This is a genomic window from Sphingomonas sp. NFX23, assembly GCF_049887795.1.
Classification (GTDB): Bacteria; Pseudomonadota; Alphaproteobacteria; order Sphingomonadales; family Sphingomonadaceae; genus Sphingomonas.
This window is the reverse complement of the sequence record NZ_JAGEKH010000006.1, coordinates 36,611-50,373: the sequence shown is the minus strand read 5'-3', so window position 1 is coordinate 50,373 and position 13,763 is coordinate 36,611. Positions and strand designations below refer to the sequence as shown.

Annotated in this window: 14 protein-coding genes; 5 read left to right on the top strand and 9 right to left on the bottom strand. The window is 65.7% G+C overall.

All coding sequences use genetic code 11. The features are described from left to right. Window positions 1-18 precede the first annotated feature (18 nt). The 5 genes from J4O76_RS16555 to J4O76_RS16535 all read right to left on the bottom strand — a co-directional run bounded on the left by J4O76_RS16555 (window position 19) and on the right by J4O76_RS16535 (window position 4,243). Window positions 19-798 (bottom strand): exonuclease domain-containing protein, encoded by a 780-nt coding sequence (locus J4O76_RS16555; protein WP_426282971.1) that lies wholly within the window; start codon window positions 796-798, stop codon window positions 19-21. 27 nt (window positions 799-825) lie between these two features. After that, entirely contained in the window at window positions 826-1,275 is a 450-nt protein-coding gene (locus J4O76_RS16550) for a PH domain-containing protein (RefSeq protein ID WP_426282970.1), read from the bottom strand. A gap of 386 nt (window positions 1,276-1,661) precedes the next feature. Next, window positions 1,662-3,029 carry a phosphoglucomutase/phosphomannomutase PgmG gene (gene pgmG, locus J4O76_RS16545; RefSeq protein WP_426282969.1) on the bottom strand — a complete coding sequence of 456 codons (1,368 nt, stop codon included), beginning with the start codon at window positions 3,027-3,029 and terminating at the stop codon, window positions 1,662-1,664. A gap of 123 nt (window positions 3,030-3,152) precedes the next feature. After that, window positions 3,153-3,407, bottom strand: a complete 255-nt coding sequence (locus J4O76_RS16540) for a DnaJ domain-containing protein (protein WP_426282968.1) — start codon at window positions 3,405-3,407, stop codon at window positions 3,153-3,155. After that, a complete protein-coding gene (locus J4O76_RS16535; protein ID WP_426282967.1) occupies window positions 3,404-4,243 on the bottom strand; it encodes a division plane positioning ATPase MipZ in 840 nt (279 codons plus the stop codon). Before J4O76_RS16535 ends, J4O76_RS16540 begins: the two co-directional genes overlap by 4 nt. Before the next feature lie 75 nt (window positions 4,244-4,318). Here J4O76_RS16535 and panC point away from each other — a divergent pair, with 75 nt between their 5' ends. Together panC and J4O76_RS16525 are read left to right on the top strand one after the other, a co-directional pair. Continuing rightward, the gene (gene panC / locus J4O76_RS16530) at window positions 4,319-5,170 is read left to right on the top strand and encodes a pantoate--beta-alanine ligase (protein WP_426282966.1); all 852 of its coding nucleotides are present in this window, start codon (window positions 4,319-4,321) and stop codon (window positions 5,168-5,170) included. Between the two features lie 78 nt (window positions 5,171-5,248). Beyond that, window positions 5,249-5,545 carry a hypothetical protein gene (locus J4O76_RS16525; RefSeq protein WP_426282965.1) on the top strand — a complete coding sequence of 99 codons (297 nt, stop codon included), beginning with the start codon at window positions 5,249-5,251 and terminating at the stop codon, window positions 5,543-5,545. Window positions 5,546-5,689: 144 nt separating this feature from the next. Here J4O76_RS16525 and topA read toward each other — a convergent pair whose 3' ends face one another. Next, window positions 5,690-8,314, bottom strand: coding sequence for a type I DNA topoisomerase (topA, locus tag J4O76_RS16520; protein WP_426282964.1), 2,625 nt, complete (start codon window positions 8,312-8,314; stop codon window positions 5,690-5,692). Window positions 8,315-8,751: 437 nt separating this feature from the next. Here topA and J4O76_RS16515 point away from each other — a divergent pair, with 437 nt between their 5' ends. Continuing rightward, on the top strand, window positions 8,752-8,988 hold the full coding sequence (locus J4O76_RS16515) for a hypothetical protein (RefSeq protein WP_426282963.1): 237 nt from the start codon (window positions 8,752-8,754) through the stop codon (window positions 8,986-8,988). An 11-nt stretch (window positions 8,989-8,999) separates the two neighbouring features. Here the strand turns inward: J4O76_RS16515 and dprA are convergent, their stop codons facing one another. Next, window positions 9,000-10,091, bottom strand: a complete 1,092-nt coding sequence (dprA, locus tag J4O76_RS16510) for a DNA-processing protein DprA (RefSeq protein ID WP_426282962.1) — start codon at window positions 10,089-10,091, stop codon at window positions 9,000-9,002. Further along, window positions 10,084-10,701 carry a glycerol-3-phosphate 1-O-acyltransferase PlsY gene (plsY, locus tag J4O76_RS16505; RefSeq protein ID WP_056066307.1) on the bottom strand — a complete coding sequence of 206 codons (618 nt, stop codon included), beginning with the start codon at window positions 10,699-10,701 and terminating at the stop codon, window positions 10,084-10,086. Before plsY ends, dprA begins: the two co-directional genes overlap by 8 nt. A 247-nt stretch (window positions 10,702-10,948) precedes the next feature. Between plsY and murI the strand changes: the two genes are divergently transcribed. Next, window positions 10,949-11,737, top strand: a complete 789-nt coding sequence (murI, locus tag J4O76_RS16500) for a glutamate racemase (RefSeq protein ID WP_426282961.1) — start codon at window positions 10,949-10,951, stop codon at window positions 11,735-11,737. Window positions 11,738-11,873: 136 nt separating this feature from the next. Beyond that, the gene (hemA, locus tag J4O76_RS16495; RefSeq protein ID WP_056066301.1) at window positions 11,874-13,136 is read left to right on the top strand and encodes a 5-aminolevulinate synthase; all 1,263 of its coding nucleotides are present in this window, start codon (window positions 11,874-11,876) and stop codon (window positions 13,134-13,136) included. A gap of 32 nt (window positions 13,137-13,168) precedes the next feature. Here hemA and J4O76_RS16490 read toward each other — a convergent pair whose 3' ends face one another. Continuing rightward, window positions 13,169-13,726: a Uma2 family endonuclease gene (locus J4O76_RS16490; protein WP_426282960.1), complete on the bottom strand. Its 558-nt coding sequence runs from the start codon at window positions 13,724-13,726 to the stop codon at window positions 13,169-13,171. Window positions 13,727-13,763 lie beyond the last annotated feature (37 nt).

The window sequence follows — 13,763 nt, the reverse complement described above, 5'->3', positions numbered from 1 at the left end:
CAGCGCAACGATATTGATTTAGAGCAGCAGGTCCTGCGCGCTCGCCTTGCCGACGCGGCCGCCACCGCTGCGCCGGTCCATCTCGTGGTTGGCGGTGAAGCGGATGTCGGGATCGCGGTCGGTCATGAACGCCATCAGCGTCTCGTGATCGAGCTCGGACCATTCCTTGCCGCGATCGGGGCCGTAGCGGACACGGGGGATGAGCCCCGGATCACGCGACCATTCGAGCAGTTGCGCAAGGCTCGCCTCGTTGAGCATGTCGCGCAGGTGGAACGCGGTGACGTATGCGTCCGGGAACGCGCGGTGTGCTGGCAGGCCGCGCTCGTGCTCCATGCCGTGCGGCTTGCGCCAGTAGCGCAGCACCTGGTTCGAGAAGCTCGGCGAGTCGGGCCAGAGCCGCAGCGCGCACTTCCACGTGCAGATCCACTCGGCGTCGCGGGTCAGCGCGGGAGTGCAGAATTTCTGCTCGAAATCCGCCCGGTGCGCGGCGAGTGCGAGACGGCGTGGCCACGGGTCGAGCACCTGGCGGGCGCAGTCATGCCAATACGGCGCGTCGGCGACATGCTCGTCGAGGATGTGGTGGATCGCCTGCGTCACCGGCGGGATCAGTCGGCCGGGATTGACGAGCAGGCTGCCGCCGTCGCCGTAGATCTCCCAGCGGCCATCCTCGCTGAGTGCGACGTCCTGCCAGCCGATCTCGCAGACGCCGTGCGCGGGCGGGGCCGAGCCGGTCGTCTCCAGGTCAACGACCCGGATCATCTGCGGTTGGGGTTTGGGCTTGGGATAGGGGGGCGCCATGCCCGCCATGTGGGGACAAAAGCGCGCTTAATCCAGCGCGTATGAGTCCTCGACGTCGAGTTCGCGAACGCCGCGGCGCTGGCGGGCGCGGTCGACCAGTTTCCGGAGACCTTCGCGACGGTCGCGTGCCATCGGGATATCGCGGAGCGTGAACTCGCCGCCGCTGGTCGTGCGGTCGCTGGAGGTGAGGATGATCGTGCCGATGTCGGTCATCTGGTTGAGCAGGGAGTAGCCGAGGCGGACGTCCTTGATCCGGTAGAGCTCGATCTCGTCGATGGTCTTGAACAGGATGCCGCGCTTGATGATGAGGCGCTGGTCGGTGATCTCGTAGCTCGCGCTGCGGTTTTTCAGCCACCGGACGCCGATGATGACGAAGCCGATGCCGGCGAGACAGGTGAGGAGGGTGCCCCATCCGGCAAAGCTGCCGAGCAGCCAGCGGCGCGTGCTGGAGCGGAATTCATCGACTGGGCGCTCCACTGGGGGACTCCTTGGGATGGTGGCGGGACGGTAGGCGAGGGGGGCGGTGAGTCAATCATGTGTCGCTGTCGTCCAACATAACGCCACTATCACCACCTCATCGTCATTTTCGCGAAGGCGGGGATCCATATTCTCAGGACGGTCGTGATCCTTGGGAGGCCAGCCAGTCTGGGTTCCCGCCTCCGCGGGAATGACGGGGGAGAGAGTTGCACTTCACTGCTCGCCGCGAGGTAGTCGTCTAATTCTGCGAGCGCTCCCTCTACCAGCACCACCCCGGCGGAGGCGGGGCCCCAATTGGGAGCCGTTGCTAACGGAGGGCAGCGCGTCGTTATATCCACCTTTCCAATTGGGCCCCGGCCTTCGCCGGGGTGGTGCAATTCTCGCGGTTAGCGTCGCGTTACACCGCTTGCCGCCAGTTGCGCGTCTACCTCGGCCAGCAGCGCATCGAGCGCCGCCTGGTCCTTCGCCTCCGCGCGGACGGTCAGCATCGCCTGCGTGTTCGAGGCGCGGAGGAGCCACCAGCCTCCCGCGGTCGTCACCCTCGCCCCATCGGTCAGGTCCATCGCTGCGCCTTCCGATTTCAACCGCGCGATCACCTCGTCCACCACCGCGAACTTCCGCGCGTCCTCGACCGGGAAGCGCAGGTCGGGCGTCGCCACCAGCGCCGGCATCGCATCGCGCAACTCGGTCAGCGAGCGCCCTGACAGATGCACCGCGCGGATCAGCCGCACTGCCGCGTAGTGCGCGTCGTCGAACCCGTAATATTCGCCCGCGAAGAACAGGTGCCCGCTCAACTCGCCGCCGATCGGTGCGCCGGTGCGGGTCATCGCGGTCTTCATCAGGCTGTGGCCTGTGGCGGCCATCACCGGCTTGCCGCCCAGTTCGGCGATTCGGTCGAACAACGCCTGCGACGACTTCACGTCGGCGACGATCGGCGCGCCGGGGTGTTCGCGCAGGACAGGTTCGACCAGAATGGAGAGAATCTGGTCGCCCCAGATCACGCGTCCCGCGCCGTCGACTGCGCCGATCCGATCGCCATCGCCGTCGAAGGCCAGTCCGAAATCGAGGTTCTTCTCCGCGACCAGTCGCTTGAGATCGGCGAGGTTCGCCTCTTCGGTGGGATCGGGATGATGGTTGGGAAAATTGCCGTCGACTTCGGCGAAGATCACATGATGCTCACCCGGCAGGAGCTGGACGAGCTTCTCGATCACCGGGCCGGCGGCGCCGTTGCCGGTGTCCCAGCCGATCCGGTACGCCCCGCCCGCATAGCCCGCCATCAGCCGGCCGACATAGGCGTCGAGCACGTCAGCTTCCGTCACTTCGCCCGCGCCTTCGCTCCACGTGCCCGAGGCGGCGAGCGCGGCCAGGTCCTGGATGTCGTCGCCGAAAAATGGCGCGTGGGCGTGCACTATCTTGAAGCCGTTATATTCGGGGGGATTGTGGCTGCCGGTTACCTGGATGCCGCCGTCCACTTCTAGCGTCGCCTCGGCGTAATACAGCATCGGCGAGGTGCTGAGGCCGATGCGGACGACGTCGACGCCGCCCGCGACGAGGCCGGATACGAGCGCGGCTTCGAGGTCTGGCGAGGAGTTGCGGCCGTCATAACCGACCGCGACGCGCGTTCCCCCAGCGGCGCGGATGCGGGTGGCGAAGCCTCGGCCGATCGCTACGGCGTCGGTGGGGCCGAGCGCTTTGCCAACGATCCCGCGGATGTCGTATTCGCGGAGCGAGGTCGGGTCGAACTGGTGGGTCATTGGCCTCTCGCTGGTCTCGTTTCGATTTTTAGGGCTGCGGTTCCCCCGCGAAAGCGGGGGCCCAGAGCCAAGAGCGATAGCGTTCGTAACCCTGGGCTCCTGCGTTCGCAGGAGAACAAGCCTTTACCGGGTCCGCTTCAGGAGGAGATCGCGCGCCGCATTGACTCGCCGGGTCAGGTCGGTCGAGCCGCCGCGGTCGGGGTGAACCGAGGCGATCAGGCGGCGGTGGGCGTTGCGGATCGCGTCGGCGTTCGCGTTGCTGTCGATGCCGAGGATCGAGCGTGCTTCGGCTTCATCCGTCACCATGCGTTGTTTCGGCTTGGGGCGGAGGTAATGCCAGGCCAGCCAGATGAAGACGGCGGCGACGATCCACTTCACGCAGCGACGCCCGGAACCTGCTCGACCACTTCGGGCAGCTGCAATGCCGCCATCATCTCGCGCAGTTCCTGGCGCGCGGCGACATGCGCGAGGCCCATGCTGCCGAACGCCTTCGAATCGATCATCGTCAGGCCAGCGGGGAACATCTCGCGGTAGATCACGCGCTCGCCGAGCCCCGGGATGATCCGGAAGCCGACGCGCTTCGCCAGTTGCGCGAGCGCGTCCGACACGCGGCGCATGTTGCGCGCCTCAATATGCTGGAGGCGGTTGCGCAGCACGACCCAGTCGATCGTCGTGCCGTCGGCGCGTGCGCGCTGCTTTCGCGCATCCCAGATCAGTTCGGAATAGAAGCTCGGGCGCGTCACCTGATACGTCTCGGGATCGACCTGACCGATCAGGTCGAAGTCGACGAAGCTGTCGTTCATCGGCGTGACGAGCGTGTTCGCCAGCGCGGCGGCGGTGCGTGCGAACGGGTCGTCGCGGCCCGGCGTGTCGACGACGAGGAAGTCCGAGCCTTCGCACAGCGAGTGCCACAGATCCTCGAACTGGTCTTCACTCTGCTCCGACAGCGTCGCGTGACGCGGCATCGGCAGGATCGAGCCGTTGCGCTTCATCGTCTCGGCGCGGTTGTCGAGATAGCGGCCGACGGTGCGCTGGCGGTGATCCAGATCGAGACACGCGACGCGCGCACCCTTGGCGGCAAGCGCGATCGCGACGTGCACCGCGGTCGTCGACTTGCCGGTGCCGCCCTTCTCGTTGGCGAACACGATCACGTGCGTCGTTGCCGACGGGGGGACGTGCGTTGAGCTTTGAGGAGAATCCGGGCCCGTGGCCAACGCGCGTTTCCTTATTGATCGTAACAGTCACCCTTCATAGAAGCCGCGACCGCACTTATCGAGTAGGAGTTTCACGTGGACACCGTCCGGGACCTTAATGCGTTACGCGAAAGCGTCGCCGCCTTCCGTGCGGGCGGCCAGCGCGTCGCGCTCGTCCCGACGATGGGCGCGCTGCACGCGGGCCATGTCGCGCTGATCGAGGCGGCGAAGCGGCCGGGGACCAAGGCCGTTGCGTCGATCTTCGTCAACCCGACGCAGTTTGGGCCGAACGAGGATCTGTCGCGCTATCCGCGGCGCGAGATGGCGGATATCCGGATGCTCAACGAAGCCGGGTGCGACCTGCTCTGGCTGCCGTCGGTCGAGACGATGTATCCCGATGGCTTTGCGACGTCGGTGCGCGTGTCGGGTGTCAGCGATGGGTTCGACGGCGCCTCGCGACCCGGCCATTTCGACGGCGTCGCGACGGTCGTGTCGAAGCTGTTCAACCAGGTCGGGCCCGACGCAGCCTATTTCGGTGAGAAGGATTACCAGCAGTTGGCGGTCGTCCGGCGGTTCGTGGCGGATCTCGACTTCGCTATCGATATCGTCGGGGTGCCGACGCAGCGCGACGACGATGGCTTGGCGATGTCGTCGCGCAACATCTATCTCGACGACGAACAGCGCAAGCAGGCGGTAGCCCTGCCGCGTGCGCTGGGTGTCGCCGCGCGGGCGATTGCGAAGGGCGAGGACGTCGAGTCAGTGCTGGACGATGCGCGGACGGCGTTGGTCGGCGCGGGGTTCACGATCGACTACGTCGCGCTGGCGGATGCCGAAACGCTCGCGGAAAAGCCGGCAGTGGGTCGTCCGTGGCGGTTGCTGGCGGCAGCGCGGATGGGTGCGACGCGGTTGATCGATAACATCGCCATCGATGCGCCAGACGCGTTGTAAAAATCGAGCGTTAACCCATTAACCATTTCGTAGCCCGAATCACGGCAGTCTGCCTTCAAGAACATTGGGGGCAAGACCATGGGTAGCAGTCTCAAGAACGCGAATATCGGAATGGAACGCCGTCTGGCAGATGCCGCGCGCGGCGACGACCGGGCGTGTTACGAACTGGGGATGGTGTATTCGACGGGGACGTCGGGCGTCGTCCTCGACCTGATCGAGGCGCATAAGTGGTTTAACCTGGCGGCGGTGTCGGGGAACATCGCCGCGCAGGAATGTCGTGCCGAGATCGCCGAGGACATGACCGCTCGGGAAATCTCGGTGGCGCAGCGCGCTGCTCGGGATTGGATGCAGCTGACGCAGCGCCGGGCTGCTTAGGCTAGCGTCTGTATCCTCCCCCGCCAGGGGGAGGTGTCTGGCACTTGCCAGACGGAGGGGGCGGTAAGCGATGACCGTCGTTTCGTGTCCTCCCCCTCCGTCACCTGCGGTGCCACCTCCCCCTAGCGGGGGAGGATCGAAAGGTTACGCTTCCGCTGTCTTCTTTGGGACGGCTTTCTTGGCGGGGGCCTTTTTCGCTGGAGCCTTTTTCGCTGGAGCCTTCGCCTCAGCCTCAGCCTCGTCCTTGGCCATTGCCGTCTTGGCAGGCGCCTTTTTCGCCGCTGGCTTCTTGGCGGGCGCTTTCTTCTTCTTCGTCGCCGGCGCCGCGGCGGCGCGTGCGTCGATCAGCGACGCGGCTTCCTCTAGCGTCAGTTGATCCTTTTCGATCGACTTGGGCAGCGTCGCGTTGGTGGTGCCGTCGGTGACGTAGGCGCCGTAACGCCCTTCCATCAGCTTGATCTCGGCCTCGGTGCGCGGATGGTTGCCGAGGACCTTGAGCGGTGCCTGCGCCCCACGCGCGGTGCGGCCGCCGCCGGCTGCCGCTTCGGCAAGCTTCACCACCGCGGCATTCATGCCCGTCTCGAACACGTCTGCCGTGGTCTGGAGGCGGGCGTATTTGCCTGCGTGCTTCAGGTACGGCCCGAACTTGCCGATCGTGGATATGATCGGTTCGCCGGTCTCGGGGTGGTTGCCGACTGTCCGCGGGAGCGACAGCAGCTTGACCGCCCATTCCAAATTAAGCTCGCCGATGTCCTTCGGGATCGAGGCCATCTTGCGGTCTTCGCCTTCGCCGATCTGCAGGTACGGGCCGAAGCGTCCCGATTTGCGCTCGATCGGCTGGCCCGTGTCGGGGTGTGTGCCGAGCGTCGACGGGCCCGCATCCGCCTCGGCGTCGCCGCCGGGTTGCGCGAAGCGGCGCGTGTATTTGCACTCGGGATAGTTCGAGCACGCGATGAACGCGCCGAACTTGCCGCCGCGGAGCGCCAGCTGGCCCTCGCCGCAGTTCGGGCAGAGACGCGGATCGCCGCCGTCAGCCTTGGCCGGGAACAGATACGGCGCGAGGAAGGTGTCGAGCTCCGCCGTGATCGCCGAGGGCTGCTGCTCCATCACCTCGTTGGTGCGAGGCTTGAAATCGCGCCAGAACGCGTCGAGCACCGACTGCCACTGCGCGCGGCCACCGGAGACGTCGTCGAGTTCTTCTTCCAGCTCGGCGGTGTAGTCGTAGCCGACATATTTCTCGAAGAAACGCTCGAGGAACGCCGTCACTAGGCGCCCGCTCTCCTCGGCGAAGAAGCGGTTCTTCTCGATCCGGACGTAGGCGCGGTCCTTCAGCGTCTTAATGATCGACGCGTAGGTGGACGGGCGGCCGATGCCGAGTTCCTCCATCCGCTTGACCAGCGAGGCTTCGGAGAAGCGCGGCGGCGGCTGGGTGAAGTGCTGCTCAGCGTCGACCTTCTTCTTGGCGGGCGCATCGCCTTCGCGCATCCGCGGCAGGCGGCGGGCGTCCTCGTCGGCCGAGTCATCCGAGCCTTCCTCGTACAAGGCGAGGTAGCCGGGGAAGAGCACGACCTGGCCGGTGGCGCGCAGGATGTTGCGGCCGGTGCCGTCGGCCATCTCGACCGTGGTGCGCTCCATGCGGGCGGACGCCATCTGGCTGGCGAGCGCGCGCTTGAATATCAGGTCGTAGAGGCGCGCATGATCGCCGCCGCCGGCCTTGTCCTTGCCGAAATCGGTGGGGCGGATCGCTTCGTGCGCTTCCTGTGCGTTCTTCGCCTTCGACTGGTATTGCCGCGGCTTGTCGGGGACATAGCTCGCGTCGAAGCGGTTCGCGACCGCCAGACGCGCGGCGCTGATCGCGCTGCCGTCCATCTGCACGCCATCGGTACGCATGTAGGTGATCGTGCCGTCCTCGTAGAGGCCCTGCGCGATCCGCATCGTGTGATCGGCCGAGAAACCGAGTTTGCGCGAGGCTTCCTGCTGCAGGGTCGAGGTGGTGAACGGCGGCGGTGGGTTGCGCGTGGCAGGCTTGGTCTCGACCGACTGGACCGAGAAATTGCCGTCGAGCACCGCCTGCTTCGCGCGCAGGGCATCGCCTTCGTTGCCGATCGAGAGGCGGTCGAGCTTGTTGCCCTCGAACTGCGTCAGGCGCGACGTGAAGGCGGTGCCGTCATGCTCCATCTCGGCCGTAACCGACCAGTATTCCTGCGGCTTGAAGACGTCGATCTCGCGCTCGCGCTGGACGATCAGCCGGAGCGACACCGACTGGACGCGACCGGCGGACTTGGCGCCGGGCAGCTTGCGCCACAGCACCGGCGAGAGCGTGAAGCCGACCAGGTAATCCAGAGCGCGGCGGGCGCGGTACGCGTCGATCAGGTCGTCGTCCAACTCGCGCGGGTTCTTCATCGCCTCAGTGACGGTCGCCTTGGTGATGGCGTTGAAGGTGACGCGCTCGACCTCTTTCGGCAGCGCCTTCCGCGCCCGCAGGACCTCACGAACGTGCCACGAGATCGCCTCGCCCTCGCGATCCGGATCGGTCGCGAGGATCAGGCGGTCGGCGAGCTTGGCGAGATCGGTGATCGCCTTCAGCTGCTTCGACTTGTCCGCGTAATTCTCCCACGTCATCGCGAACGCATCGTCGGGATCGACCGAGCCGTCCTTGGGCGGCAGATCGCGGACATGGCCGTAGCTGGCCAGGACGCGGTAATCGCTGCCCAGATACTTCTCGATGGTTTTGGCCTTGGCAGGCGATTCGACGATGACAAGCTGCATGGGGAAACCGGGGTCCTTACGTGTACGCGTACGAGGGTGGGGACGAAGGGGCGGTGCCGTCAACCCGGGGTGGGTATGAGCGGAGTACGCAGATGAGGACGCAGGCGCTGCTTTTCGAGAGGGGCTCCTGGGGGCGGGGTATTTCCCGGATTATGCCGGCGCTGCTGGCACAATATCCGTGTCGGTATGATGACAGTAGACCAATCCCTTTCGTTGCGTCCGATCAGATCAGGCGCCGAGATCGTTACAATTGACGGTCCTCAGTCATCTCTTTCACCGGCCGCTATATCTGGTCGCGCGCACAATTTTCGTCCGGCTTCCTGGCTACCGCAACCGGATACCTCGTTTCGCCAAGGACTTGCAGTTCGGCGTAATCACGATGGATCGTTGCTGGAAGGCGCGAGCCAATGTTCTGCACTGGACGGGGAGGATAGAGCGTGACCAGACATGACCTCGCGATAGCGAAATGGAAGTGTTCGTTCCTTGCCAAAAACATCGTCATTCTTCGCCAGTCGGATCCGGAGCCTCATGTCCTCAACCTGATCGCCTCGCACCAGCACGAACTGGACCTGCTGCTCGCGGCAATCGCGAAGACGCATGAGGCAAAGGACTGGGCTGCGGCGTGGATGGCGAACTCGCAGGCTGAGGGTAGTGTGGCCTTGGCGGCGTCCTGAAACCAGGACGATCAGCGCAGGCTGGCTCGGCCGCCCGCATGACGTTCCAGATGGCCGCCGAGTTCGAGTTCGAGCAGCACGGTTTGGACGACCGCCGGGCTTAGGTGCGACTGGCGGATGAGTTCGTCGATCGTCACCGGTACGGGGCCGAGCAGGTCGGTGATCCTGCGGCGCTCGGTATCGGTCGCGTCTTCCGGGGGCGAGGCGGCGTAGGAATCGATCGGCGAGCGGACCGAACGCGGGTCGAACGGGCGGATCTGTTCGAGGATGTCGGCCGCCGATTGGACGAGCGTGGCGCCTTCGCGGATCAGCAGGTTGCAGCCTTGCGCGCGCGGGTCGAGCGGGCTGCCGGGGACGGCCATGACTTCGCGGCCGGACTCGTTGGCGAGGCGCGCGGTGATGAGCGAGCCGGACTTGGGGACGGCCTCGACCACCACGGTGCCGATCGCGAGGCCGGCGATGATGCGGTTGCGCGAGGGGAAGTTGCGCGCCTTGGGCTCGGTGCCGGGGGGCTGTTCGGCGAGCAGGAGGCCTTCGGTGGCGATGCGCTCTTGCAACGCGGTGTTGTCGGGCGGGTAGGCGATGTCGATGCCGCTGGCGATCACGCCGATCGTGGCGCCGCTGGAGTCTGCGCCGAGCGCGCCGATGTGCGCTGCGGTGTCGATCCCTCGGGCCAGGCCGGAGACGATCGTCGTGCCTTCTTCTGCGAGTTGCAGCGCGAGCTGGCGGGCGAAGCGGCAGGCGGCGGCGGATGCGTTGCGCGCGCCGACCATGGCGATGCAGGGGCGGCTGGCGTGCGCGATGTCGCCGCGGAGGATCAGGGCCGGGGGTGCGGTCTCGATCTCGGCGAGCAGGCGGGGATAGTCCGGGTCGTCGAGGAAGAGGTAGCGTGCGCCGAGCCTTGCGGTGGCGGCCATTTCGCGTTCGGCGAGGGCGGCGTCTGCGATTCTTGGCGCGCGTCCGCCGCCACGTTGGGCGAGCATCGGGAGCGCGTCGATCGCGGCGTCGGCGCTGCCGAAGCGGGCGATGAGTTGGCGATAGGTGACCGGTCCGATCCCGGTCGTGCGGATGAGCCGAAGTCTTGAGACCGTCGGGTCAGTCACCCGGTGGTCGTTTGGAGCGGCCGATGCGTGGCTCGGTGCCGGAGAACAGGCGATCGACGTTCTCGCGGTGCTTCCACAGGACGATCAACGCGAGTGCGAGGAGCAGCAAAACGAGATCGAAGCGACCGAACAGGGCCGCGGCAAATGGCGCGCTGAGGGCTGCGGCCATGCCTGCGACCGAGGAGATGCGCAGGCCTGCGAGAAGTCCCAGCCAAACGACCGCGTAGACCAGCCCGAGTGGCCAGTGGAGTGCGACGACGATGCCCATGAGGGTTGCGACGCCCTTGCCGCCCTTGAACTTCAGCCAGACGGGGTAGCAATGGCCGATGAACGCACCGGCAGCCGCGAGCAGTGCGTTGCCGGGGAACAGGTGTGCGACCAGCAGCACGGCGACCGCACCCTTGGCCATGTCGAGCAGCAGCGTGGCAGCGGCGAGACCCTTCCGGCCGGTGCGCAGGACGTTGGTTGCGCCGATGTTGCCCGAGCCGATCGTCCGCAGATCACCTGCGCCGCCGAGCCTCGTGAGGATGACACCGAACGGGATCGAGCCGAGCAGATAGCTCAGCACGAGCGATAGCGTGGGCGCGACCCAGAGAATTTCCGTCTGCAACTATGTCCCCCGTTCTGGAGGGGCTTATAAACGACGCGGGGCTGACGGCAAATGGCGTGAATTTCAGCGAGGGACGCCAAGGGCCGACGTGCTCCCCTCCCTGGAAGGGAGGGGCTGGGGGTGGGTAGGTCGGCTCATGTCGCGAGGTTTGCGGATGCGGAAGCCGACCCACCCCTAACCCCTCCCTTCTAGGGAGGGGAATCTGTTGCTCTGGTTTAACCCGGTTAATTCATCCTAAGGACAGCGCATGGACACGCGCCCCATCCTGTTTTTCGATTCCGGTGTCGGCGGGCTGTCGATCGTCGGTCCGGCGCGCGCCGCGCTGCCCGATGCGCCGTTCGTCTATGCCGCCGACTCGGCCGGCTTCCCCTACGGGACCAAAAGCGAGGCGGAGATTGCGGCGCGGGTGCCTGTGCTGCTGGGGCGGCTGGCGGAGCGGTATCGGCCGCGGTTGATCGTGATCGCGTGCAACACCGCCTCGACGATCGCGCTGCCGGTGGTGCGCGCGGCGCTCGACCTGCCGGTGGTCGGGACGGTGCCGGCGATCAAGCCCGCCGCGCTGCTGTCGAAGACGCGGACGATCGGCGTGCTGGGGACCGAGGCGACGGTGCGGCAGGCGTATGTCGATGATCTAGCGGCGAAGTTCGCGGGCGATTGCACGGTGCTGCGTTACGGCTCGGCGGCTCTGGTCGAGATGGCCGAGGCGAAATTGCACGGCCGAGTCGTCGCGCCGGAATGTTATGCAGCGGTGCTAGACGGCTTGTTTTCGCAACCCGGTGGCCATTCGATCGACGTGATCGTCAACGCCTGCACGCATTTTCCACTGGTGGAAGCGGAGCTTGCGGCCGCTGCTCCCGATGTACGCTTCGTCGATGGTGGACCGGGGATCGCGCGGCGGATCGTGCATCTCATGCAGGGCGAATCATGGTCGGGCGCGGGGGAGGGCGTTGCCGTCTTCACCCGGTTGGGCGACGAGGAGCGCGCGCTCGGACCGGCTCTGGCGGCGCACGGGTTTGGCAGGATCGAGCAGCTTTAAGCGCTGACCTGGGACAATGTGCCACCTTGCGTCGCGGCCGCATCGTGGCAATGTGCTGCCAGGATGAGGAAAGCGATCACCGTAAGAGCGGTATTGCGCTGGAAACGAGTGAAAGCGAGGCGTAGTGCCCAAGGCCATGATTAGCGACGGCATTCCGGCAACGGATTCGATCAAGGGTCCGCGAGTCGATTATTCGCGCGTTTTCACGCAGGCGATCGACCGGTTGCATGCCGAAGGGCGCTACCGCGTTTTCATCGACATTCTCCGTAACAAGGGCGCGTTTCCGAATGCGCGCTGCTTCGCCGGGCATAACGGGCCGAAGCCGATCACGGTCTGGTGCTCGAACGATTACCTCGCGATGGGCCAGCATCCGAAGGTGATCGCGGCGATGGAAGAGGCGTTGCATGACGTCGGTGCGGGCTCGGGCGGCACGCGCAACATCGGCGGCAACACGCATTACCATGTCGACCTGGAAGGCGAACTCGCCGACCTGCACGGCAAGGAAGCGGCTTTGCTGTTCACGAGCGGTTACGTCTCGAACGAGGCCACGCTGGCGACCTTGGCAAAGGTTTTGCCGGGGTGCATCATCTTTTCCGACGAACTGAATCACGCGTCGATGATCGCGGGCATCCGCAATTCGGGCTGCGAGAAGCGGGTGTTTCGCCACAACGACCTCGCGCATCTCGAAGAACTCCTCGCGGCCGAAGATCCGGCGGCACCAAAACTGATTGCGTTCGAGAGTGTGTATTCGATGGAGGGCGACATCGCGCCGATCTCCGCGGTGTGCGATCTGGCCGACCGGTACAACGCGCTGACCTATTGCGACGAAGTCCACGCGGTCGGGATGTATGGCGCGCGCGGCGGCGGCATCTCGGAGCGGGACGAGGTCGCGCACCGGATCACGATCCTCGAGGGGACGCTCGGCAAGGCATTCGGCGTGATGGGGGGCTATATCGCCGCCGATCGTACGATCGTCGATGTGATCCGCTCGTACGCGCCGGGGTTCATCTTCACGACCTCGCTGTCGCCGGTATTGGTCGCTGGCGTGCTCGCGAGCGTGCGGCATCTGAAAAGCTCGAGCGTCGAGCGCGAGGGGCAGCAGGCGTCGGCGGCGATGCTGAAGGCGATGCTGAAGGACGCCGGGCTGCCGGTGATGATTGGCGATACGCATATCGTGCCGCTGATGGTCGGCGATCCGGTCAAGGCGAAGAAGATCAGCGACGTGCTGCTCGCCGAATACGGCGTGTACGTGCAGCCGATCAACTATCCGACCGTGCCGCGCGGCACCGAGCGGCTGCGATTCACGCCGGGCCCTGCGCATACTGAGGCGATGATGCGCGAACTGACGGATGCGCTGGTGGAGATCTGGAGCCGCCTGGATCTGCGCAAGGCGGCTTGAGGCTGGTCCCGCTCACTGCGGTGCAGCGCTGATCAGTCGATCGTAATCGAGCCGTCAGCGCCCGGCACGTCTAGCGTTTCACCGAAACCTACCGAATGGAACCGCGTGTAATCGCCTTCCAGGGGGTTGGCGTAGACATGGACCACGGACCGGTTTCCATCGACCACCCAGTAATGCGGAATGCCGCCGCGCGCATAGGCGAAGCGCTTCATCGTGGTATCGCGCGCGACCGACGTTTCCGCGACTTCGACGACGAGCAGGAAGTCGGCGGCGAGCAATAGGCGGTTTTCTTCGACCGACGTGCGTAGAACGGCGACGTCGCAACCAAGCACCGTATCGTTACCCAGATCGACGCCGGCCTCGCCAACGATTCTTGACTCAGCAAATAGACGAGACAGGCGAATGGCGATCTTGGCCTGACGCGAGGCGTGCGCAAACTGGGGCGGGCTCATCCGGACGAGTTCCCCTTCGACCAGTTCGACCTTCATGTCGTCGAACGCGCCGGACTCACCCATGCGCAGGAACTCGGCGGTGGTGAAACGCGCCTTTTCCTGCCGATCGGTGCGGAGACTCGCGGCGGATGTATTCATGACCGATTCGTACCATGAATCGAGCCAGCCCGCGAAT

What these genes read in the sequence shown, in the direction of transcription:
- J4O76_RS16555 (WP_426282971.1), bottom strand. Translation starts at nt 798, where the DNA reads ATGGCGCCCCCCTATCCCAAGCCCAAACCCCAACCGCAGATGATCCGG.
- pgmG (WP_426282969.1), bottom strand. Translation starts at nt 3,029, where the DNA reads ATGACCCACCAGTTCGACCCGACCTCGCTCCGCGAATACGACATCCGC.
- J4O76_RS16525 (WP_426282965.1), top strand. Translation starts at nt 5,249, where the DNA reads ATGGGTAGCAGTCTCAAGAACGCGAATATCGGAATGGAACGCCGTCTG.
- topA (WP_426282964.1), bottom strand. Translation starts at nt 8,314, where the DNA reads ATGCAGCTTGTCATCGTCGAATCGCCTGCCAAGGCCAAAACCATCGAG.
- murI (WP_426282961.1), top strand. Translation starts at nt 10,949, where the DNA reads ATGGACACGCGCCCCATCCTGTTTTTCGATTCCGGTGTCGGCGGGCTG.
- hemA (WP_056066301.1), top strand. Translation starts at nt 11,874, where the DNA reads ATGATTAGCGACGGCATTCCGGCAACGGATTCGATCAAGGGTCCGCGA.
- J4O76_RS16490 (WP_426282960.1), bottom strand. Translation starts at nt 13,726, where the DNA reads ATGAATACATCCGCCGCGAGTCTCCGCACCGATCGGCAGGAAAAGGCG.